21 protein-coding genes and 1 riboswitch are annotated in these 21,646 nt (G+C 74.8%); of the genes, 11 read left to right on the top strand and 10 right to left on the bottom strand.

The features are described 5' to 3' along the window. Nucleotides 1-87 precede the first annotated feature (87 nt). A complete protein-coding gene (locus MJ876_RS17040) occupies nt 88-894 on the top strand; it encodes a carboxylesterase (RefSeq protein ID WP_240238157.1) in 807 nt (268 codons plus the stop codon). 5 nt (nt 895-899) lie between these two features. Continuing rightward, nucleotides 900-1,427, top strand: a complete 528-nt coding sequence (locus tag MJ876_RS17035; protein ID WP_240238155.1) for a hypothetical protein — start codon at nt 900-902, stop codon at nt 1,425-1,427. Nucleotides 1,428-1,664: 237 nt separating this feature from the next. Here the strand turns inward: MJ876_RS17035 and MJ876_RS17030 are convergent, their stop codons facing one another. From MJ876_RS17030 to MJ876_RS17010, 5 genes are read right to left on the bottom strand one after another with little or no spacing between them, the layout of a single operon-like run. After that, nucleotides 1,665-2,612 carry an ROK family protein gene (locus MJ876_RS17030; RefSeq protein WP_240238153.1) on the bottom strand — a complete coding sequence of 316 codons (948 nt, stop codon included), beginning with the start codon at nt 2,610-2,612 and terminating at the stop codon, nt 1,665-1,667. Next, nucleotides 2,609-3,574: an ROK family glucokinase gene (locus MJ876_RS17025; RefSeq protein WP_240238151.1), complete on the bottom strand. Its 966-nt coding sequence runs from the start codon at nt 3,572-3,574 to the stop codon at nt 2,609-2,611. Before MJ876_RS17025 ends, MJ876_RS17030 begins: the two co-directional genes overlap by 4 nt. Further along, entirely contained in the window at nt 3,571-3,969 is a 399-nt protein-coding gene (locus tag MJ876_RS17020; RefSeq protein ID WP_240238149.1) for a hypothetical protein, read from the bottom strand. The genes MJ876_RS17025 and MJ876_RS17020 overlap by 4 nt, the downstream gene beginning before the upstream one ends. Next, nucleotides 3,966-5,153, bottom strand: coding sequence for an ArsA family ATPase (locus MJ876_RS17015; protein WP_240238148.1), 1,188 nt, complete (start codon nt 5,151-5,153; stop codon nt 3,966-3,968). Before MJ876_RS17015 ends, MJ876_RS17020 begins: the two co-directional genes overlap by 4 nt. Before the next feature lie 8 nt (nt 5,154-5,161). After that, the gene (locus tag MJ876_RS17010) at nt 5,162-5,608 is read right to left on the bottom strand and encodes an SRPBCC family protein (protein ID WP_240238146.1); all 447 of its coding nucleotides are present in this window, start codon (nt 5,606-5,608) and stop codon (nt 5,162-5,164) included. A 203-nt stretch (nt 5,609-5,811) separates the two neighbouring features. Between MJ876_RS17010 and MJ876_RS17005 the strand changes: the two genes are divergently transcribed. The 9 genes from MJ876_RS17005 (at nt 5,812) to MJ876_RS16965 (ending at nt 15,996) form a co-directional block, all read left to right on the top strand. Continuing rightward, nucleotides 5,812-7,665 carry a long-chain fatty acid--CoA ligase gene (locus tag MJ876_RS17005; RefSeq protein WP_240238144.1) on the top strand — a complete coding sequence of 618 codons (1,854 nt, stop codon included), beginning with the start codon at nt 5,812-5,814 and terminating at the stop codon, nt 7,663-7,665. Nucleotides 7,666-7,903: 238 nt separating this feature from the next. After that, nucleotides 7,904-8,638: a Flp pilus assembly protein CpaB gene (gene cpaB / locus MJ876_RS17000; RefSeq protein ID WP_240238142.1), complete on the top strand. Its 735-nt coding sequence runs from the start codon at nt 7,904-7,906 to the stop codon at nt 8,636-8,638. 3 nt (nt 8,639-8,641) lie between these two features. Next, nucleotides 8,642-9,829: an AAA family ATPase gene (locus tag MJ876_RS16995; RefSeq protein WP_308192613.1), complete on the top strand. Its 1,188-nt coding sequence runs from the start codon at nt 8,642-8,644 to the stop codon at nt 9,827-9,829. Further along, nucleotides 9,826-11,325: a CpaF family protein gene (locus tag MJ876_RS16990; RefSeq protein WP_240238140.1), complete on the top strand. Its 1,500-nt coding sequence runs from the start codon at nt 9,826-9,828 to the stop codon at nt 11,323-11,325. Before MJ876_RS16995 ends, MJ876_RS16990 begins: the two co-directional genes overlap by 4 nt. Further along, nucleotides 11,322-12,317, top strand: coding sequence for a type II secretion system F family protein (locus MJ876_RS22325; RefSeq protein ID WP_240238138.1), 996 nt, complete (start codon nt 11,322-11,324; stop codon nt 12,315-12,317). The genes MJ876_RS16990 and MJ876_RS22325 overlap by 4 nt, the downstream gene beginning before the upstream one ends. A gap of 3 nt (nt 12,318-12,320) precedes the next feature. After that, the gene (locus MJ876_RS16980) at nt 12,321-13,238 is read left to right on the top strand and encodes a type II secretion system F family protein (RefSeq protein WP_240238136.1); all 918 of its coding nucleotides are present in this window, start codon (nt 12,321-12,323) and stop codon (nt 13,236-13,238) included. Next, entirely contained in the window at nt 13,235-14,866 is a 1,632-nt protein-coding gene (locus MJ876_RS16975; RefSeq protein ID WP_240238134.1) for a sensor histidine kinase, read from the top strand. Before MJ876_RS16980 ends, MJ876_RS16975 begins: the two co-directional genes overlap by 4 nt. Before the next feature lie 14 nt (nt 14,867-14,880). Then, nucleotides 14,881-15,537 (top strand): response regulator transcription factor, encoded by a 657-nt coding sequence (locus MJ876_RS16970; protein ID WP_240238132.1) that lies wholly within the window; start codon nt 14,881-14,883, stop codon nt 15,535-15,537. A gap of 237 nt (nt 15,538-15,774) precedes the next feature. Continuing rightward, nucleotides 15,775-15,996, top strand: coding sequence for a Flp family type IVb pilin (locus MJ876_RS16965; RefSeq protein ID WP_240238130.1), 222 nt, complete (start codon nt 15,775-15,777; stop codon nt 15,994-15,996). A 73-nt stretch (nt 15,997-16,069) separates the two neighbouring features. Here the strand turns inward: MJ876_RS16965 and MJ876_RS16960 are convergent, their stop codons facing one another. The 5 genes from MJ876_RS16960 to MJ876_RS16940 all read right to left on the bottom strand — a co-directional run bounded on the left by MJ876_RS16960 (nt 16,070) and on the right by MJ876_RS16940 (nt 21,609). Further along, a complete protein-coding gene (locus MJ876_RS16960) occupies nt 16,070-17,308 on the bottom strand; it encodes a M48 family metalloprotease (protein WP_240238127.1) in 1,239 nt (412 codons plus the stop codon). Next, the gene (locus MJ876_RS16955; protein WP_240238125.1) at nt 17,305-18,678 is read right to left on the bottom strand and encodes a hypothetical protein; all 1,374 of its coding nucleotides are present in this window, start codon (nt 18,676-18,678) and stop codon (nt 17,305-17,307) included. The genes MJ876_RS16960 and MJ876_RS16955 overlap by 4 nt, the downstream gene beginning before the upstream one ends. Before the next feature lie 43 nt (nt 18,679-18,721). Then, nucleotides 18,722-19,690: an NlpC/P60 family protein gene (locus tag MJ876_RS16950; protein WP_240238123.1), complete on the bottom strand. Its 969-nt coding sequence runs from the start codon at nt 19,688-19,690 to the stop codon at nt 18,722-18,724. 42 nt (nt 19,691-19,732) lie between these two features. Then, a riboswitch (cyclic di-AMP (ydaO/yuaA leader) is annotated at nt 19,733-19,903 on the bottom strand. Nucleotides 19,904-20,043: 140 nt separating this feature from the next. Then, entirely contained in the window at nt 20,044-20,250 is a 207-nt protein-coding gene (locus MJ876_RS16945; protein ID WP_240238121.1) for a hypothetical protein, read from the bottom strand. A gap of 90 nt (nt 20,251-20,340) precedes the next feature. After that, nucleotides 20,341-21,609, bottom strand: coding sequence for an NYN domain-containing protein (locus MJ876_RS16940; protein WP_240238120.1), 1,269 nt, complete (start codon nt 21,607-21,609; stop codon nt 20,341-20,343). Between the last annotated feature and the right edge of the window lie 37 nt (nt 21,610-21,646).

The raw sequence follows: 21,646 nt of genomic DNA, 5'->3' as shown, positions 1-21,646 counted from the left end.
CCCTCTCGACGCCGCCCACCCGACGGGTCGGCTGGCTGAAGCGTAGACCCCCACGGCGGCACCGCGGAGGTGCGGCATGATCGCGCCATGACCGGCCCCGGCACGCCACCCGCCGTCCGCGACCCGCGCGCGGAGGCGGTGGCCATCGAGGCCCGCCCGGACCTGACGGCCGGCCGGCGCGTCGGCGTGCTGCTCTCCCACGGGTTCACCGGGTCCCCCGCGTCGATCCGTCCGTGGGCGACGGCGCTCGGCGAGCGCGGGTACGGCGTCGTCGTCCCCCGCCTGCCCGGGCACGGCACCACCTGGCAGGACATGGCCACGACGTCGTGGGACGACTGGTACGCCGAGCTCGACCGTGCGCTGTCCGCCCTCGTGGCGACGCACGACACCGTCGTCGTCGGCGGGCTGTCGATGGGCGGGGCGCTGGCGCTGCGGCTGGCCGCGGAGCGTCCGGCGGACGTCGCCGGCCTGCTGCTGGTCAACCCCGCGGTGACCAGCCGGGACCGCCGGCTCGTCGCCGTCCCGCTGCTCAAGCGTCTCGTCGCGACCCAGCCGGGCATCGTGGACGACATCCGGCTGGAGGGCCAGGACGAGGTCGGCTACGCCAAGGTCCCGCTCGCCGCGCTCGACACCATGCTCCGCGGCTGGCGCGCGCTGCGCCCCGAGCTCCCCCGGGTGACCGCGCCCCTGCTGGTCTTCCGCTCGGTGGTGGACCACGTGGTCGACCCGTCGTCGGCCGCGCTCGTCACCGCTGCGGTCTCGTCCGACGAGGTGACCGAGCAGCTGCTGACCCGGAGCTGGCACGTGGCGACGCTCGACCACGACGCACCGGTCATCGCTGCGGCCTCCGCGGACTTCGTGGCGCGGGTCGCACGGCTCGCTGACGTAGTGTGAGCGACGTGGACCGGTCGAAGGAGGACGCGCTCTGGCGCGCCATCGTCGAGAACTACGGCGAGCGCGCCGACCTCGACGACGCGACGACCGACCGCGCCGCCGACCGGCACACCGGCGACGGCGCCAGCGTGGGGTCGACGGAGACCGCCTCGGAGGCGGCCGAGGCGTCGTCCGAGGACCAGGCGTCCGCGGCCGGCACGGCCGAGCCCGTGGACGGCGCCGACCACCAGGCGGCCCGTGACGCCGAGGCCGCACGCCGGGAGCGGGAGTTCGAGGCACAGCACGAGGTCCCGGAGCGTTTCGTGCCCCCGGAGCCGCCGCCGCTCCCCTACGTGCCCCCGTCGCGCCTGCTCGCGTGGTGCCTGATGGTGGGGGGCCCGCTCCTGCTGCTGCTCAGCCTGGTCCTGGACTTCTGGCTGCCCGGCATCATCCAGCTCCTCGCGGTCGCCGGCTTCGTGGGCGGTTTCGTCTACCTGGTCGTCCGCATGCCCCGGGACCCGCGCGACCCCTGGGACGACGGCGCCCGCGTCTGACCTGACCCTGCCGGTCGTCCCCCGGGGGTCGGCTGCCGTGGCCGGTGCGCCCGCCGGTCGAATCCCCACGGTCAGTGGGTGTCTTGACGCCTCTCACGACGAATTCGTCGTGAGAAGCGTCGACCGACCGGGCTACCGTGGTGATTCGCCCGCCCGCTCACCGGCCCGCCACGCTCACCGGCCCACCCCGCTCACCGGCCCACCCCGCTCACCGGGCCCCGCTCACGCCCGCCCGGCTCAGCGACCGGCGGGCCGACCCGCGAGCAGCGCGGCTCCGACCATGCCGGCCTCGGGGCCGAGGGCGGCGGGCCGGAGCACGGGCACGGTGCGGTACGCCGAGCCGACGAGCGAGCGGCGCAGGGCGGCCCGGGCGGGGGTCAGGAGCAGGTCCCCGCTGTCGACGAGGCCGCCCCCGACCACCACCACCTCCGGGTCCAGAGCGGCCACCAGGTTGGCCACGCCGACGCCGAGCCAGGTCCCGACCTCCTCGAAGGCGTGGCGGGCGACGTCGTCGCCGCCCGCTGCGGCCCGGGTGACCATGGGCCCGGTCATCCGCGCGGGGTCACCGTCGCAGAGCGCGGCCAGGGGTCCGGCCGACGTCCCCAACCCGGCCCGGGCGTGACGCAGCAGCGCGTTGCCGCTCGTGTACTGCTCCCAGCACCCGCGACCGCCGCACTCGCAGGGCCGGCCGTCGGGCACGAGCTGCGCGTGGCCGAACTCCCCCGCCATCCCGCCGAAGCCGCGGTGCAGCCGGCCGCCGAGGACGAGGCCGCCGCCGATCCCCGTCCCGAGGGTCACGACCACCGCGGAGTCGGCGTCGCGGGCGGCGCCGAGGGTGTACTCCGCCCACGCCGCGGCGTTCGCGTCGTTGTCGAGGACGACGGGCGCCCCGCACCGCTCCTCGAGCCGGGCCCGCACGGGCTCGCCGCGCCACGGCAGGTGCGGCGCGAAGGCCACCCGCTCGGCCGCGGCGTCCACGAACCCCGCGGCCGAGATGCCGACGGCCTCGAGCTCCGCGCCGTCCGCCGCCTCGGCCACGGCCGCGACGACGGCGTCCTCCGTCGCCTCGACCGAGGCGAGGCGACCGGGCGTGGAACGCCGGACGACCCGGGTGACCGCGCCGCTCGCCGTCACCACGCCGGCGAGCACCTTGGTCCCGCCGACGTCCACCCCGACCGTCGTCACGACGGGGACAGCCGGCGACGCGCGAGGTCGGCGGCGCCGATCATCCCCGCCTCGCCGCCGAGGACGGCCACGCGCAGCTCCGGCTCGGGCCGGTAGCCGCGTCCCGTCAGGTGGCTCGACAGCACCTCGCGGGCCGGGTCGAGCAGCAGGTCGCCCGCCGCGGCCACGCCGCCCCCGACGAGGACGACAGCCGGGTCCAGGACGGCGGACACGATCGCGACGCCCTCCCCGAGCCAGCGGCCGAGGGTGGCCAGGTGCTCGAGGGCGAAGCGGTCACCACCCAGCGCGGCCTCGGTGACCATCGGACCCGTGATCGCCGCGGCGTCACCCCCGGCGCGCTCGACCAGCGCCCGGGCCCCGGGGACGCCGCGCTGCGCCGCCTCGTGGACGCCGCGGACCAGCGCCGTCCCGCTCGCGTACTGCTCGAGGCAGCCGAGGTTCCCGCACCCGCAGGGGCGACCGCCGCGCTCGATGCGCAGGTGGCCGAGCTCCCCGGCGACGCCGAACCCGCCGCGGTACAGCTCGCCGTCCGTGACCATGCCACCGCCGACGCCGGTGCCGAGCGTGAGCATCAGGAGGTCGTCGGCGTCGCTGGCGGCACCGAAGCAGAACTCACCCCAGGCCGCGGCGTTCGCGTCGTTCTCGACGACGACGCCGAGGCCCGTCAGCTGCTCGAGGTCGCGCCGCAGCGGCTCGTCGCGCCAGGCGAGGTTCGGCGCGAACATCACGGTCGACCCGGTCTTGTCGACGAACCCCGCGGCACCGACGCCGACCCCGCACAGGTCGTGGTCGCTGCCGAGCTCGGCGACCAGGTCGGCGACGGCCTTCTCGATCGCGGCGCTGTCGGTGGCCGGGGACACGACGGTCTCCTGCCGCAGGATCGTCCCGTCGGCGTCGACCACGCCGCCGGCGATCTTCGTGCCGCCGATGTCGATGCCGCACGCCGGTCGCGTCTCGGTCATGAGTCCTCCTCGGGGTCCAGGTCGATGTGCTCGAGACCGTCGTCCGGCGTCGCGCCGCCGGGCCCGGGCTCGGCGTCCCGCGGCGCACCGGTCGAGGCGAGCAGGGACGCCGCGGCCTGCAGCAGGGAGGACGCCGCGGTGCTCAGGTGCTCGCGGACCTCCGGGCTCGCCGAGCGGACGACGTGGACCGCCCGGCACACCGGGCACCACTGGCACTCGGGGGCGCCCGTGGCGACGTGCTCGTCGACGCTGCGCGTGAAGCCGGCGAGGACGCCGAGCAGACGGGCCGCCTCCTCCCCGAGGTCCCCGACACCGTCGGCGCCGCCTCCCGGGGCGCCGGAGGACCGCTCGTGCTCGTGGCCCGGCTGGTCGGGACCCGCACCGTGGTCGGTCACGCGCCACGCTCCGCGAAGCGGACGGTCAGCTCGCCGTCGGTCACGCTCGCGCCGGTGACCGGGCAGCCGGCGAGACCCGCGGGGAGCGCCAGCAGCCGGCGGTAGGAGCCGACGGTCACCACGAGCTCGTCCCCGCGGCGGGCGAGGTCGACCTCCTCGCGGGCCGCGCCGGGCAGCGACAGGCGGAGCTCCGGGGGCGCCCCCGCCTCGCGCCGTACGACGAAGGGCGCCGGCGCACCGGGAGCGGCCCAGGGCTCGTCGTCGCCGTAGAGCGCCGACGCGAGCGCGAGGAGGGCCTCGAGCCCGACCGGCTCCCGGGCGGCGTAGCTCGAACGCCACAGCGGCAGGCCCGGGAACGACTCGGCGGCCTCGGCGAGCACCGCGTCCTGGGCGGAGACCCAACCCGCGCGCCAGTCGTCGGCGTCGGTGGGCGGGAAGACGCGGTTGGCCACCACGCCGTCCACGCGGTAGCCGAAGAGCGACAGCGTCGTCCAGGAGCGCCGTGCCTCCGCGAGGACGACGGACTCCGGGGTCAGCACCAGACGGACCGAGGCGTCGGGGCCGGTCAGCAGGCGCCGCACCTCCTCCAGGTCCGCGTGCAGGCGCACGAGGGCGTCGAAGACGTCGTCCTCGGGCATCGGCACCCCGGCGGCCCGGGTGAGGACCGGCTTGAGGACCTTGACGATGCGCCGCTCGGCGGGCAGCACGCGCTCCATGTACCAGCCGAGCGCCTCGGGCAGCGCGAGCAGGCGCAGCGTCTCCGCGGTGGGCGCGCAGTCGACGACGACGAGGTCCCAGGCCCCGCCGTCCGGGCTGCCGGTCTCCACCTGGCGTCGCACCTCGAGCAGCGCGAGGACCTCCTCGGCGCCGGGCAGGACGGTCAGCTCACCGGCCGCGACGGCGTCGACGCCCGCGGCGTCCAGGACGGCGAGCAGGTAGCGCTGGACGTCGCTCCACGACTCCTCGAAGCGCTGCTGGGCGTCGACCTGCTGGGCCCACAGCCCCGGCGCGACCGGGGTCGGCTCGGCGCCCACCGCATGGTCCAGCGCGTCACCGAGCGAGTGGGCGGCGTCGGTCGACAGCACGAGGGTGCGCAGACCGGCGGCTGCGGCGAGCGCAGCGGTCCCGGCGGCGACGGTCGACTTCCCGACCCCGCCCTTGCCGGTGAACAGACAGACCCGCACCCTGCGCCTCAGGGGTGCTGCTCGACGCGCTTCTTGAGCCCCTTCAGGGCGGTGTCGATGAGGATCTTCTCGCCCTTGCGCTTGATCATGCCGATCAGCGGGATCGTCACGTCGAGCGAGAGCCGGTAGGACACCTCGGTCCTGCTCCCGGACTCGAGCGGACGCAGCGTGTAGGCGCCGTCCAGCGTCTTCAGCATGCTGCCGTCGACGAGGGTCCAGGTGACCTCCCGGTCGCCGTCCCAGTCGTAGGCGAGCGTGTACTCGTCGCGGATGGGCGTGACGTCCAGCTCGAACCTCACCTGCTGCGCGCGGTCACCGGCGGCCCCGGGCTCGACGACCTCCACCCGCTTCATCCCCTTGGCCCACTCGGGGTAGGCCTCGAAGTCGGCGATGACGTCCATCACCTGCGCCGGCGGGGCGTCGACGACGATCGAGGACGTCGTCTGCTCGGCCATCGGCTCTCCTGGTGGGGCGTGTCGGGGTGTCCGGCCCGGACGCCGTGGCGGCCGTCGGACCTCAGCGGAGCGTACCGGACCAGGCCCTGCTCACCGCACGCCGGTAACCTGCCTGACGATCGCGGTCGGGGATCGTGGGGAGGGTCACGGACCAGGGCGGACCGAGCGCGTGGAGGTGGGTTGTGCGGGAGTTCTCGACCCCGATGACCGTGCACGTCCCGAGCCTCGTCGACGGCACCGGCAACCTCACCGACGACCTCGTCCGCCGGGCCGCCGAGCAGCCCGACCGGCCCGTCCTGGCCCGCCGGGACGGCGACGGCTGGCGTGACGTCAGCGCCGTCGACTTCCTCGCCGAGGTGACCGCCGTCGCGAAGGGGCTGGTCGCCTCGGGCCTCGAGGCCGGCGACCGCGTCGCCCTCGTCTCGCGGACCCGTTACGAGTGGACGCTGCTGGACTACGCGATCTGGTTCGCCGGCGCGGTGACCGTGCCGGTCTACGAGACCTCGTCCGCCGAGCAGGTCGCCTGGGTGCTCGGCGACTCCGGGGCCCGCGCCGCCGTGGTCGAGACCCGGGCGCACCTCGCTCGGGTGTCCTCGGTTCGCGCGGACCTCGACGACCTGAACCAGGTGTGGTGCCTCGACGACCACGCCGTCCACGTCCTGCGCCGGCTGGGGGGCGACGTGAGCGACGCCCAGCTCGAGGAGCGCCGTCGTACGGCGGGGCCGGGCGACCTCGCCACGCTCATCTACACCTCCGGGACGACCGACCGGCCCAAGGGCTGCCGGCTCACCCACGGCAACCTCGACGCGGAGCTCTCCGTCGCCGTCGCCGAGCTGCAGCAGCTCTTCTCGTCCCCGTCGGGCGACGGGGACGAGGAGGACCAGGAGGAGGGCCGGGAGCAGGGCCGGGACGAGGCGCAGCCCTCGACCCTGCTCTTCCTGCCGCTGGCCCACGTCTTCGCCCGGATCATCCAGGTCGGCTGCCTGCGGGCCGGCGTGCGGCTGGCCCACTGCGCGGACGTCAAGGAGCTCGACGCCGACCTGCGGTCCTTCTCCCCCACGTTCCTGCTCGCCGTCCCGCGCGTCTTCGAGAAGATCTTCAACGCGGCCTCGCAGAACGCGACGGCCGACGGCCGCGGGCCCGTCTTCGACGCGGCGATGCGCACGGCGATCGACTACTCGCGGGCCCTGGACGAGCGCCGGGTGCCGCTGCGGCTGCGCGCCCGCCACGCCTTCTACTCCCGCCTGGTCTACGGCCGCCTGCGCGCGGCGCTCGGCGGGTCGTGCCGGTACGCCGTCTCGGGCGGTGCGCCCCTGGGCGAGCGGCTCGGACACGTCTTCCGCGGGGTCGGCGTCCCCGTGCTCGAGGGCTACGGCCTGACCGAGTCCACGGGCGCGCTGACGGTGAACGTGCCGGAGGCCCACAAGGTCGGCACGGTGGGGAGACCGCTGCCCGGCGTGACCGTGCGGGTCGCCGACGACGGCGAGCTGCTCTTCCGCGGCGCCCAGGTCTTCGACGGCTACTGGGCGCCCACCGGCGAGGACCGGCGGGACGCGACGGCCCAGGTGCTCGACACCGACGGCTGGTTGCGCACCGGCGACGTCGGTGAGGTGGACGACGAGGGGTTCGTCCGCGTCACCGGCCGCAAGACCGAGATCCTCGTCACCGCCGGCGGGAAGAACGTCGCCCCCGCCGTCCTCGAGAACCGTCTGCGCGCCCACCCGCTGGTGTCGCAGTGCCTGGTCGTCGGTGACGGCCAGCCGTTCGTCGGGGCCCTGGTCACCATCGACGACGAGTCCTTCCCCGCCTGGGCCGAGAGCCACGGCAAGCGCGGCACGGTCGCCGACCTCGTGGACGACCCGGACCTGCGGGCGGCGGTGTCCGAGGCAGTCGAGGAGGCGAACGCGGCCGTCTCGAAGGCGGAGGCGATCCGCCGCTTCACCATCCTCGGCCACGACTGGACCGAGGAGGCCGGCCAGCTCACCCCGAGCCTGAAGCTGCGGCGCTCCGTCGTGCTGCGCGAGCACCGCGAGGACATCGCCGAGCTGTACCGCTGAGCCCGCGCTCCGGTGGCCGCCAGGGGGGCCTCGGGGACACTCCGTCTGGTCACGACGGACTACGCCGAGCCGGGTCGTCCTAGCCCGTCCGGGCCATTCCCGGACAAAACCACTCACGGCGGCGACGGCGGACCTTTACTTCGGGTGTGGGGTCCCGCGCCGCCCACGCCCTGCACGCCCCCCACCGCGTCCACCCCTCGTTCCCCCTCGTTCCTCCCCTCGAGAGGTCCCTCCCCCGATGAACCGCCGCAGGCTGCTCCTCGCCGCCGCCACCGTCGTCGCCGCGATCGGCGTGATGATGGTGCTCGTCTACGTGCGGGGGGCCGACGCCCGCGCCCAGGAGGGCACGCGGACCGTCCCCGTCCTCACCGCGGTCGCCCCCATCGAGATCGGCGAGGCCGTCGGTGACGCGTACGACGCCGGCAAGATCGTCACCACGGTCGTCCCCGCGGACGCCGTCCTGCCGTCGGCGCAGACCGACGTGGCCGCCCTCGAGGGACTGTTCGCGACCACGCGGATCTTCCCGGGCGAGCAGATCATCACGGAGAAGTTCGGGGGGCAGCAGGAGACGAGCTCGCCGCTGGCCATCCCCCGCGACAAGATGGCGGCCTCGGTCAACCTCACCGACCCCGCCCGTGTCGCGGGCTTCGTGAACCCCGGCTCCGAGGTCGCGGTCGTCTACACGGGCCAGGGTGAGGACGGCGCCCCGTTCAGCCGCGTGCTGTTCGAGCGCGTGCAGGTGCTCGGGGTGGGCTCGACGACCCCCACCACGACGACGACCACCACCGACGGCGGCGCCGAGACCACCGAGCAGCTCCCCACGACGCTGATGACCCTCTCCCTCGACCAGGACGAGGTCCAGCGGATGACCTTCGCCGCCGCGAACGGCGAGCTGTCGTTCGCGCTCCTCACCGAGGACAGCGACGTCGAGGCCGGCGAGTCCACCGACTTCTCCAACCTGTTCGGGGGGTAGGCCGTGCCCGTCGTCGTCGAGCCCGACACCGCCGCCGCCGAGAAGCTGCTCGCGGCGCTGCCCCCGGGCGCCCACTGCGTCCCGACCACCGAGCGGCTGCTGGCCTGGCTCGGCTCCCGCCCGGAGGAGTACGTCGTCCTCGTCGGCCCCTCGGTCGACCTCGTCGAGGCCGTCGGCCTCAGCGAGACCCTGCGCACCGCCCGCCCGACCGTCTCGGTGGTGCTGGTGCGGCGCCTCGTCGACACCGAGGTCCTCGGCCGCGCGATGCACGCGGGCGTCCGGGAGGTCGTCGGCGCGGACGACGTCGCCGCGCTCGAGGCCGCCGTGGGCCGCGCCTACGAGCTGTGGACCGCCCTGCGCGGGCCTGGCGGCGCCGTCCACCGCGGGCGCGTCGTGACCGTGTTCTCGCCCAAGGGCGGCGTCGGCAAGACCACCGTGGCGGTCAACCTCGCCCTCGCCCTGGCCGACCGTGGCGCCCGGAAGGTGTGCCTCGTCGACCTCGACCTCGCCTTCGGCGACGTCGCCATCACCCTGCAGCTGTTCCCCAGCCACTCGATCGAGCACGCCGCCGGGGCGGAGCAGTCGCTGGACGTCTCCCTGCTCGAGCCCCTGCTGACGCGCCACGCCGACGGGGTCTCCGTGCTCGCCGCGCCGAGCCTGCCGGACGCCCTGGACCGCATCAGCACCCAGCTGGTCGGCGCCGTGATCGACGCCCTCGCCGCCCACCACGACTACGTCGTGGTCGACACCGCCCCCGCGTTCGACGAGCACACCCTGGCGGCCCTCGACGACACCGACGACCTCGTCCTGGTCGCCACCCTCGACGTCCCGACGCTCAAGAACGTGAAGGTCGCCACCGGCACCCTCGACACCCTCCACATCGCCGAGGGTCGCCGCCACCTCGTGCTGAACCGCGCCGACGACGCCGTCGGGCTCAGCGCGGACCAGGTGCAGGGCATCCTCGGCATGCCCGTGACCGTCCGGCTGCCCTCGTCGATCGAGGTCGCCGCGGCCACGAACGCGGGCCGGCCGATCGTCCTGGCGCACCCCGACCACCCGGTGGCCGCCGGGCTCCAGCACCTCGTGCGCGCCATCGCGGGCGAGCCGTCCGCGCCGGTCGGCCCGGTCGGCGCCGCGGGTGGCACGCGCAGGGCCGAGGGGCGCCGACGTCTCTTCGGCGGCCGCCGATGAGCAGCCTGTCGGACCGCCTGGCCGCCTCGCGCGCCGCGCGCGCCGACCGGGCGCGTGCGGAGGGGGTGGACCCCGAGGAGCTCGTCGACCCGGACGGCGTCACCCCGGCCCTGCTGCTCGCCCAGGCCGCCGTCCCGCCCCCGCCGTCCGAGCTCCCGCCGGCCGCCGAGACGACCGCCGGACCCGGGGTCGAGGTGTCGCGCCGCCGCGACATGGCGCAGGCCGACCGTGTCGAGGAGCTCAAGCGCACCGTGCACGCCCAGCTCCTCACCCAGCTCGGTCCGCAGCTGTACGCCGCCGACATGGACCACGACGAGCTCGCCTCGCGGGTCCGCACCGTGCTGGCCGAGGTCGTCGGGGCCCAGGACCGCCCGCTGACCGCCGCCGAGCGGCAGCGGGTGACGCAGGAGATCTCCGACGACGTGCTCGGCTACGGCCCGATCGAGGAGTTCCTCCGCGATCCCGACGTGTCCGAGGTCATGGTCAACGGGCACCGCAGCGTCTGGCTCGAGCGCAAGGGCCGGCTCGTGCCCACGGAGGCCCGCTTCGACGACGAGGACCATCTGCGTCGCACGATCGACAAGATCGTCACCCGCATCGGACGCCGCGTCGACGAGTCCAGCCCCCTCGTCGACGCCCGTCTCGCCGACGGCTCGCGCGTCAACGCGGTCATCCCACCGCTGGCGATCGACGGCTCCGCGCTCACCATCCGCAAGTTCTCCGAGGACCCGCTGCGCGTCGCCGACCTCGTCCGCTTCGGCTCGCTCACGCCCCGCACCGCCGAGTTCCTCGACGCCTGCGTGCGCGGCCGGCTCAACATCATCGTCTCCGGCAGCACGGGCGCGGGGAAGACGACCACGCTGAACGTGCTGTCGGACTTCATCCCGACGGACGAGCGGATCGTCACGATCGAGGACGCCGCCGAGCTGCAGCTGCAGCAGGACCACGTCGTGCGGCTCGAGTCCAGGCCGGCCAACATCGAGGGCAAGGGTGCGATCCACATCCGCGACCTGGTCCGCAACAGCCTGCGCATGCGCCCCGACCGCATCATCGTCGGCGAGGTCCGCGACGCCTCCGCCCTCGACATGCTCCAGGCGATGAACACCGGCCACGACGGCTCCATCTGCACCCTGCACTCGAACGGGCCCCGCGACACCCTCGCCCGGATGGAGACGATGGTGCTCATGGCCGGCATGGACCTGCCCGTCCGCGCCATCCGCGAGCAGATCGCCTCGGCGGTCGACCTCATCGTCCACCAGAGCCGCTTCAAGGACGGCTCGCGCCGCATCACCCACATCACCGAGGTCGAGCGGATGGAGGGCGACGTCATCACGCTGCAGGACGTCTTCGTCTACGACCACGGCGCCGGCTTCGACGCGGAGGGCAGGACCCGCGGCCGGCTGCGCTCCACGGGGCTGCGTCCGAAGTTCCTCGAGAAGATGGCTCACGCCAACGTCACGGTCGACCCCGCGGTGTTCAGCAGGGAGGACCGGTGACCGGCGCCGACCTCGTCCTGTACGGCGGGCTCGCCGCGCTCGGGCTGGGCCTGCTCGGTGTGCTCGTCGTCCTCGCCGTCCCCCGCTCGGAGCAGGTCTCCCCCGCCGAGCGGGTCGGCGCGTACACGGCCCGCACCTCCGGCCTGGCGACCGCGTCCGAGGCCGGCGCGGAGGGAGCGCCGGCCCCGGACAGGTTCGCCTCGTCGAAGGCGACCGCGCAGCGGGTGCTCGAGGGGCGGCCCGGTCTCGAGGCGCGGATCAGCGCGAGGCTGGAGGCGGCAGGCAGCTCGCTGAAGGCCCACGAGTGGCTGCTGGTGCACGCCGGGGTCTTCGTGGGGACCACGCTGCTGGTCCTCCTGCTGAGCGGCGGCAACCCGCTGCTGGTGCTGCTCGCGCTCGTCCTCGGCGTCGCCGGCCCGTGGGTGGTGCTCGGGCTGAAGGTCTCGCGCCGTCGCAAGAAGTTCGACACCGCCCTGCCGGACACCCTCCAGCTGATCTCGGGGTCGCTGTCGGCCGGACTGTCGCTGATGCAGTCGGTGGACACCATCGTCCGCGAGGGCGTCGAGCCCATGGTCTCGGAGTTCCGCCGCGCCATCGTCGAGACGCGCCTCGGCGTCGACCTCGAGGACGCCCTGGACGGCGTCGCCCAGCGGGTCGGCAGCAAGGACTTCGGGTGGGTGGTCATGGCGGTCCGCATCCAGCGGGAGGTCGGCGGCAACCTCGCCGAGCTCCTCGACACCGTCGCGGCCACCATGCGCGAGCGGCAGTACCTGCGGCGCCAGGTCGCCTCGCTGTCCGCCGAGGGCCGACTGTCGGCCTACGTGCTCGGAGGGCTGCCGCCGGTCTTCCTGCTCTACCTCGCGGTCACCAACTACGACTACATCGAGCCACTGTTCACCGACCCCCGGGGGTGGATCATGCTCGGGGTGGCGACCCTGCTGCTCGTCGTCGGCTTCTTCTGGATGACCAAGATGGTCAAGATGGAGGTCTGAGCGGTGGCCGTCCTCGTCGTGGGTGTCGTCCTGCTGGTCGTCTCGCTCGTGCTCCTCGCCCTGGCGACCCGTCCGGAGAGCAGCGGCGTCGCGCGCTCGCTGGCTCTCGTGGAGGCGATGGGCGGGCCCCCCAAGGTCATGACCGACGAGCTCGACGTCCCCTTCGCGAAGCGGGTCGCCGGCCCGCTGCGAGCCCGCACCCTCGTTCTCGGCCGCCGGCTCGTCGGCGCCGACGGGCCGGCGAAGCTGCGACGCAAGCTGGAGCGCGCCGGCGCGTCGACGGGGTGGGACCCCGAGCGCGTCATGTCCGCCAAGGTGATAGCCGGAGCGGCCGGCCTGGTGGTCTCGCTCCTGCTCGGGCTGGTGTGGGGGCCGGGCCCCGTCGTCCTCCTGCTCGTCGTCACCGGCGGGGCCGTCGTCGGCTTCCTCGGCCCCGACCTCTGGCTCTACCAGCGCGCCTACGACCGGGAGGAACGCATCCGCAACGAGCTCGCGGACGCCGTCGACCTGCTCACCATCAGCGTGGAGTCCGGCCTCGGCTTCGATGCGGCCCTGCAGCAGGTCGCCTCCAACACCGAGGGGCCCCTGGCCGAGGAGTTCTCCCGGGTCCTGCGCGAGATGCAGCTCGGCTCCGGGCGCGGCCCGGCGCTGCGCGCACTGGGCGAGCGGTCGGACCTCGACGACCTGAAGTCGTTCGTCAGCGCCCTCGTGCAGGCCGACAGCTTCGGCATCCCCGTCGGTCAGGTGCTGCGGGTGCAGACGGCGGAGATGAGGGTCAAGCGGCGGCAGCGCGCCGAGGAGAAGGCGCAGCAGCTGCCCGTCAAGATCACCGTGCCCCTGATCTTCTGTATCCTGCCGTGTCTGTTCATCGCCGTCCTCGGCCCCGCGGCGATCACCATCATGGAGGGCGGTCTGGCTTGACGCGCTGGCTCTCCCCGACCCCCGAGGCCCTCAGCACCTCCGCACGTGCGTTCGTGCTGCTGACCCTCGGTGGTCTGAGCCTGTACGAGCGCGACAGCACGGCCGTCGTCGCCCTCCTCGTCATCGGGGCGGTCTGGATCCTCGTGCACTCGGCGCTCGCCCTTCGCCTGCCGGGCGCCGTGGTCGTGGCGCTCGAGGGCGCGCTGGTCGCCGGGGTGTGCGGCGCCGTCGTCCACGACACGCTGCTGCCCTTGCCGGCCCTCGCCGTCCTGCCCTTCGTCGCCGGGCTCCACCGGGGCGCCCGGGGGGTGACCGAGGCGCTGGTGGTGCAGTCCGTCGTCGTCGTGGGGGTGACCCTGGCGGTCGGCGGACCCTTCGACGCCTCCGAGGGGGTCGAGCTCACCACCTGGGTCGTCCTCGGGCTCGGGGTGGGGATGATGGCCACCTTCGTGCGCTCGGACGGCGATGCGGACGCCGAGGGCGAGGCGCCCTACCGCGACGCGCGGCACCTGATCGGTCAGCTCCTCGTGCTGTCCGACGACCTGCGCGGCGGCCTCGACCCGGTGGCGATCGGCCACCGCCTGCTGGTCCGCACCCGCGACGTCATCCCGACCACCCGCCTCGCCCTGCACGTCCCCGCCGGCGACGGCCTCATCGTGCTCGCCGGCAAGCCCGCCTCGGGCCGGGCGGCCGCGGACCGCGAGGAGGACGCCGCGGCCCTCGCCGCTGCGGTCTGGGACGACGGCGTCGCGCGGGTGCAGGGCTTCGACTTCGCTTTCCGGGTGGCCACCGACAAGGGCATGGTCGGCGTCATCACCGGCTCGGTGTCCGAGCGGGTCGACCCCGACCCCTTCGAGCTCCACCGGACGCTGCGCGACCTGCTCGGCCGGCTCCAGCCCCTCGCGCTCCAGCTCGACGCGGCGCTGCTGTTCGCGGAGGTCCGTGACGCCGCCACCCTCGAGGAGCGCCGCCGGCTCGGCCGCGAGATGCACGACGGCGTGGCCCAGGACATCGCGTCCATGGGGTACATGGTGGACATGATGCTCGAGGCACCCTCCTCCCCGGAGCAGCAGGCCGACCTCGAGCTGCTCCGGGCGACGATGACCCGGGTGCTGTCCGAGGTCCGCCGCTCCGTCCAGACCCTCCGCGCCGACGTCGACACCAGCCCCAGCCTGGGCGCCGCGATCGGCGACCTCGCCCGCAACCTGACCGACGTCTCGGGCGTCCCCATCCGGGTGCGGATCGAGGAGGGCACGACGCGGTTGTGGCCCTCGGTCGAGGCCGAGCTCGTGCGCATCACCCAGGAGGCACTGCAGAACGCGGTCCGCCACGCCCGGGCGGACGTCGTCGAGGTCTCCTGCCGCGTCACCCCGCCGGGATACGACATCACCGTGCGCGACGACGGTCTCGGCATCCGCTCCATCCGGCCCGATTCCCACGGCCTGACGATCATGCGCGAGCGCGCGGCCCTCATCGGGGCGGAGCTCGACATCCGCGACGCCCCCGGTGGTGGCACGGTGGTGTCCGTCCGGCACCGCTCGCCCACCGAGGACGAGACCACCGGCGACCCCGACGCCGACCACCGGGTCCCGGCACGGACGGCGCCGGCCGACACCGCCCGCGACTGAGCGAGGAGAAGGCCATGGCAGAGACCACGACCCGGGTCGTGCTCGTCGACGACCACGAGCTGATCCGGCACGGCCTGGCGTCGGCCTTCGGGCGTGACCCCCAGATGGAGATCGTCGCGCAGGCCGGCGACGTCGGCGAGGCGCTCGAGGCGTGGGAGACCCACCGGCCCGACGTGATCGTCACCGACCTCCAGCTGCCCGACGGCACCGGCCTCGACGTCGTCCGCTCCGTCCGCAAGGCGAGCCGCGACGTGGGTCTCGTCGTGCTCACGATGCACTCCGGCGACGACCAGATCTTCGCCGCCATGGAGGCGGGCGCGTCGGGCTTCGTGGGCAAGGACGCGCCGTCCGGCGAGGTCGTCGGCGCCGCCCGCCACGCGGCCTCCTCGCCGCGCAGCTTCGTCTGCGCCGGCCTCGCGCAGGCGATGCTGCGTCGGGTGTCGGGCGAGTCGACCCGGATGACGCCGCGCGAGCACGAGGTGCTCGTGCTGCTGGCCGACGGCGCGGGGACGTCGACGATCGCACGTCGGCTCCACATGAGCGAGTCGACCGCGAAGTCGCACATCGCGAAGATCTACCAGAAGCTCGGCGCGACGAACCGCGCCCAGGCACTGGTCACCGCGATGCGCATCGGCCTGCTGTCGAGCGTCGGTCCGGCCGCCCGCTCCTGATGTGGTGGGCGCGACACACCCACTCTGACCTGCGCGAACAGCGTCCTGTCAGCCGAATACTCAAAATTCCTACAAGAATCTCGCTGGACTAGTTCAAGAGGACTAGGGAGCTCCGCGCGAAGTCCCGATGTGACCGGGTCGGCCCCGAGCGCATCCTGGGGTCATCGGGGACGACCGCTGACTCGGGAGCCTCGGTACGCCCCGCATCCCACTCCTCCCTGAACAGGAACGACCACCATGATCCAGTACCTGCAGCTCCTCTTCGCCGCCAAGTTCCCCGAGCGTGACGAGCGTGGCGCCTCGGCCGTGGAGTACGGCCTGCTCGTCGCCGGCATCGCGGCCGTCATCGTCGCCATCGTCTTCGTCCTCGGCGACACCATCACCTCCGCCTTCAGCGACACGTGCACCGAGGTCTCGACGGGCGTCGACGGCGCCGCGAACGCCGACTGCACCCCGTGATCTGACGGCTTCGACCACGACGGTCGTCGGGGGCTCCGGCCCCCGGCGGCCGTCGTGTCATTTCCGCGCCGACTCAGCCGCAGTCCAGGCCCCGCGCCAGCCCGATCCGTTCCAGGGCCGTGGGGTGCGTGCCGAACACGACCTGGGACCACCCGGCGGGCTCGGGGTCCGACAGGGAACGCGTCGCCAGCATGGCCTGCAGCCGCTCGAAGGCCTCGGGGTCGCGGGTGACGCACAGCGCGTCGACGTCCGCGCGCAGCTCGACCTGGCGGCTGATCGTCGACTGCACCGGCGTGGCGAGCAACGTCGCGACCGCCAGCAGGGCCAGCACCCGGGGCACCAGCGCGAGCTCGTCGGACACCTCGTCGTCGTCCTCGCCGCGCCGACGTCCGGGCAGCAGCAGCCCGAGGAGGCCCGCACCGGCCGCCGCACCGGCCGCACCGAGCACCGAGCCCACGAGCACGTCGTCGTGCCGGGCGTGCGCCAGCTCGTGGGCGACGACCGACACCACCTCACGGGTCGGCAGGCCCCCGACCAGCGTGTCGTAGACGACCACCCGCCGGGTCCCGCCGAACCCGGACACGTAGGCGTTGAGCGTCGTCGTCCGCCGCGACGCGTCGCTGACCAGGACGTCGTCGACGGCGATGCCCTCCTGCCGGGCGACGTCGAGGATCTCGGTCCGCAGCGGACCGTCCGGCAGCGACGTGAACGTGTTGCGCAGCGGCTCGACGACGACGGGGTAGGCGAACGACGCGGCGAGCACCAGGGCGGCCATGAGGCCCGCCGCCGCGGCGGGCCAGGCGGTCGGGAGTCGGCGTCGTACCCCCAGCAGGACCAGCAGCGCCAGCGAGGTGGCCACCGACTGCACGGTGAACGACACCAGGACGTCGACCCCCCAGGCGGCCCACCCCTGCTCGGTCAACCCGTAGCGCAGGGACTCGATCCTGCCCAGGGCGGAGAACGGCAGGGTCGCGAGGCGTCCCACCAGGAGCACGGCGACGACGGCGAGCGGCACCGCGACCCACCAGGGTCCGGGCAGCCGAGCGACGAGCCGGCGGCCCAGCCGGGTGAACCCGAGCACGAGCGACACGCCCAACGAGACCACCAGCGACGTGCGGCCCCACGACCGGGCGGCGGAGGAGTACGCCTCGGCCCGGGCCAGCTGGTCCGCGGTGAACACGCTGTCCGCGGGCGCTGCCGGCGGGCGCGCGCCGGGGACGGGGTCCCACGGCACGAGGAGCAGGGTCAGCAGCGCGAACGCCCCACCGGCGAGGAGGAGCACGACCAGCGCGACCCGGCGGTGCCCGGTCACGCGGCGTCCTCGCCGGCCGCACGGCGCGACACCTCGCGGAGGCGGTCCTGCCAGAGCCGGGTGAGCCCGGCGACGTCGAGGTCCGTCGAGCGGGCCAGCGCGGTCGTGAGGGGCACGCCGCGGTCGGCCGCGGTGTACACCCGCCGCAGCGCGGCCGGACCGGCCTCGTCGGCGAGCACGACGCACGCCAGCCAGGCGGCCTCGTAGGTCGCTCCGGCGTGGGTGCCGGTGAGGTCGAAGTCCGCCGGCGTGGGCAGCGAGGTGGGCACCCCGTCGTCCCGCACGCGCTGCGCGACCTGGGCGGCCGCCCGTCGCTCGGGGACGTCGGCGTCGCGCAGGGCCACGTAGTCGGCGTACCCCTCGACCAGCCAGGTCGGGGCCGGGCTGCCCGGTGCCCGGGTCGCGACGTGGACGGCCTCGTGGTTCATCACGAGCTCGGCACCCCGGGGCCCGAGCGTGTCGAACACGGCGGCGTTGACGTACACGTGCACGCCTCCGGCGTCCCCGCCGTCCGTCCCGTCGCTGGTCGCGGTGACCGCGGCCGCCGCCGCGACGGAGTCCTCCTCCGCGCCGATGGCCGCTGCGAGCGACGCCACGTCGCGGGGCACCTCGACCACGAGTCGCTCGTCCCAGCCAGGAGCGTCGCGGGCGACGGCCGGGACGGCGAACGCGGCGAGGTCCTCGTAGCCGTCGAGTCCGCGGGCGACCTCGTCGGCGGCCAGCACCAGGACCTGCCCGCCCCGGCGCACCTCGACCGGGCCGGTGAGCCAGATCGGGGTGCGGGTGCCCGCGGCGACGCCGGTCCCGGGGCTGCCGAACGGCTGGTCGGTGGTGGGCAACGCGCCGAAGCCGACGACGGACACCCGCTCGCCCTCGCGGGCGAAGGCCACGACCGTCTCGACCCGGGAGGCGCCGGTGTCGAACCCGGCGAACCGCCAGGTCAGCTCGACCGCCGCGGGCCACTGCGCCCCCGGGGTGCCGTCGGCCGCGGGGACCTCGTCCACGTAGCGCAGCCCGAGGTCGACCACGTCCAGGGCCCGGGCGTTGTCGACCACCGCCTCCAGCAGGTCGGCAGCCCGTGGGTCGTCCGCAGGCGCCAGGTCGCGGGCGGCGGCGCGGTCCCCGGAGACGACCGCCTGACGCAGCCGCGCCAGGGTGCGGGCCGCCAGCCCCGGTGACACCACCGAGGAGCGACCGGCGACGCCGTCCAGGTCGCTGGCGTAGGGGCGCTGGACCCACCACAGGGCGGCACCCGCGACGAGGAGCACGAGCACGGCCGCGGCGGCGCCGAGGACGACGACGCGGCGCGGGGCGCGCTCGAGCGCCGCGCGCAGGCGGCGCACGGGGCCACGCACGACGGAGCCGGTCACCCCAGAAGGATGACCGGCTCCACCTAGGAAGGACCTACCGGGCTCAGCCGGGGCGGACCGCGCCGGAGACCGGCATGGTGGAGACGCCCGCCACGACGACGCCGGTGCCCGGGTTCGCCGCGTGCACGATCTGACCGTTGCCGATGTAGAGCGCCACGTGGCTGACGGGGCTGTAGTAGAAGACCAGGTCGCCGGGCTGCAGCTCGCTCATCGACACCGGGGTGCCGCCGCCCGCCATCTGCGCGCTCGAGGACCGGGGAAGGGCGACGCCCGCCTGGGCCCACGCCATCGAGGTGAGACCGGAGCAGTCGAACGCGTCGGGACCGGAGGCGCCGTACACGTAGGAGTCGCCGACCTGGGCGAGGGCGTAGTCGACCGCGGCCTGGGCGCGGCCCGCCGGCGGGACGTCGGAGGGGACCTCGGTCGTGGAGCCGGAGGAGGAGGCGGCCGCGATCTGCTCGCGCTGCTCCTCCTCGAGGCCGTCGAGGATCTCCTGCGCCTCGTCGGCGTTCTGCTCGACCGTCTCCATCTCCTCGCGGAGCTCGGCCTCGGTCTGCTCCACCTCGGAGGTGCGGTCGGCCACCGCCTGCTCGCGCAGCCGCAGGGCGTCGGCCTCGGTGGCGAAGTCGTCGAACATGTCGTCCTGCATGTCGTTGAACGACGACATGGTGGACAGGTCGGAGAGGAAGCGGTCGGGATCCTCCGAGACGGCCAGCTCACCGACGGTGCCGACACCGGCCCCGGCCGTGTACTGGCTGACGATGGAGTCCTCGACCTGCGTGCGGACGCCGTCGACCTCGGTCGACTGCCGCTCGGCGTCCGAGCGGAGCCCGCGGAGCTCGCGACGCAGCTCCTTCAACTCGATCGACGCGTCGTGGTGGCGCTCCTGCGCCTGCTCCGCGTCGTGCCAGAGGCGGTCGACGCGGTCGGCGACCTTGTCGATGTCGTCGACGTCCGGGTCGGCGTTCGCCGGCCCTACCGCGAAGGAGAGGATCACCAGAGAGGTGGACACAGCCGTGAGCGCGCGCAGGCGGGGGTGGGGCACGGGGGGTGGATCTCCTTGGTCGTTCGCCTACCGGGTGAGCTGACGGGTTCGGGCACGACCGCCCTACCGCGGCTCCTCGGCGCGGGGGCGCCGGTCTCGTCGCGGATTCACCCCAGTGGAGGTGGTTCCCCGGTTCCCTCCCCGTGTGCGTCACGGCTCGGGACTCGACGTGGTGCCCGTGCGGATCCGGTCTGACCCGCGGGGCGAGCACCGCGAAGAAGGCTAACCGGGCGACCACCACCCGGCAAACCTCGGGTGACTCCCTGTGGACATCCTGGGAACCGACGCCCGACCCGGTGCCAGGCGGCGCCTCGCACCGCTCAGGCGGACTCGATCTCGGGCCCCGACACCGGCCGCACCAGGCGCAGCGGTGGCACCAGCCCTCCGTCCGCGAGGACGGCGAGCGCGCGGGTCTGGTCGTCGTCCAGCTCGAGCTCCGGGGGCGGGCCCAGCAGGGCGGTCACCACGCAGTCGTGGCAGTGCAGACCGCGCACCAGGCAGGAGTCGCAGTCGATCCGTGTCGTCATGTCCCGGACCGTGCCACCCCCCACCGACAACGGCGCCGGACGGCGTGTCGGAGCACCGGCCCACAGGCTGTCGGGCAGACAGGCCCCGCCTCATCCGAGCAGTGAGAGCAGGACCTGGGAGGCGACGGCGCGGGCCCCGTGGCGGGCCGCGTGCCGCGCGACCTCCTGGTCGCTGGAGACGACCACGACCATGCGCCCTGTCGGCTCGGTCTCGACCAGCTCGGCGATGACGTCGTCGGCGATCACCCCGGGCGGGCTGAAGAGCACCTTCACGCCCCGCGGCGCCTGCACCGCGGTCGGTCGGGCGGCGGAGGACGCGGCGTCGAAGACCACCGTGGTCTCGGCCCCGGTCCGGGCCGCCAGCGGGGCGAGGGAGCGCAGGAGCCGGGCTCGCTGCGCCTCCAGCGACGCCTCGGGCCACGCCGACTTGCTGACGTTGTAGCCGTCGACCAGCAGGCGGGGTCGGGGCGCGGCCAGGTACTGCTCGAGACGTGACGCCCCGTCACGCCCGGCCGCGCCCGGCCCGGCCGTGGCGCCCACCTCCGCGGCCGCCTCGGCGACCCGCCGCTCGACGCGGTCGCCGGGTGCGGCGTCCGCGACGGGCAGCGCCAGCTCCCGGCGGAGCCCGGCGGCCGCCTCGACGACGGTGTCGAGCAGCACCCGGGCGCGCAGCCCGATCTCGCCGCGCTCCTCGCGCGAGGTACGCCGGAGCGCGGCGTTGGCGGCCTCGAGCTCCTCGACGCGTGCACGCAGCCGACGCCGCTCGGTCTCGCCCTCCTCGGCCGCGCGGCGGACGTCGTCCTGGGCGGCCGAGAGCGCAGCGGTCGCGCCGTCGGCCGCCTGGCGCGCGTCGCGCTCGCGCCTGCGGGTCTCCCCCAGGCGGTGCCGCAGGGTGCTGACCTCGCCGCGCAGCTCGTCGAGCTGCCGGCGGCGCTCCGCCCGCAGCGCCCGCAACGCCTCCTCGGCCCGGTCGGCGCGGTCGGCCTCGCGCGCCGACTCCTGCTCCTCGCGCGCCGCGGTCGCCTCCTCGGCCCGGGCGGCCAGCCGGTCGGTGGTGGCCTCCCAGATCTGCTCCCACCCGGGCTCGCGCCGCAGCCACGCCAGCGCCGCGGCCTCCGCGGGGTCCCGCTCCTCGTGGGCGCGCTCCCCCACCAGGTCGGCGGCACGGGCGCGGAACTCGTCGTCGCTCTCCAGCACCGACACGATCGCCTCACCGCCCAGGCGGGCGCGGCGGGCCGGGGCGAACGCCGCGATGCGGCGCAGGCGCTGCGGCACCGGGTCGGCCGAGGGCAGCACGTCGGCGACCAGCGCGGCCAGCCGCTCGCGGACCGCGCCCGTCGTGGCCGGCACCTCGGACATGGCTCCAGGGTAGGGCGGTCCCGGGCGCGCCGCCCTG

The organism is Nocardioides sp. CFH 31398, assembly GCF_022436705.1.
In the GTDB taxonomy this organism is placed as follows: Bacteria; Actinomycetota; Actinomycetes; order Propionibacteriales; family Nocardioidaceae; genus Nocardioides.
The sequence above is the reverse complement of the archived record's forward strand: the minus strand, read 5'-3'. Positions and strand labels throughout refer to the sequence as shown.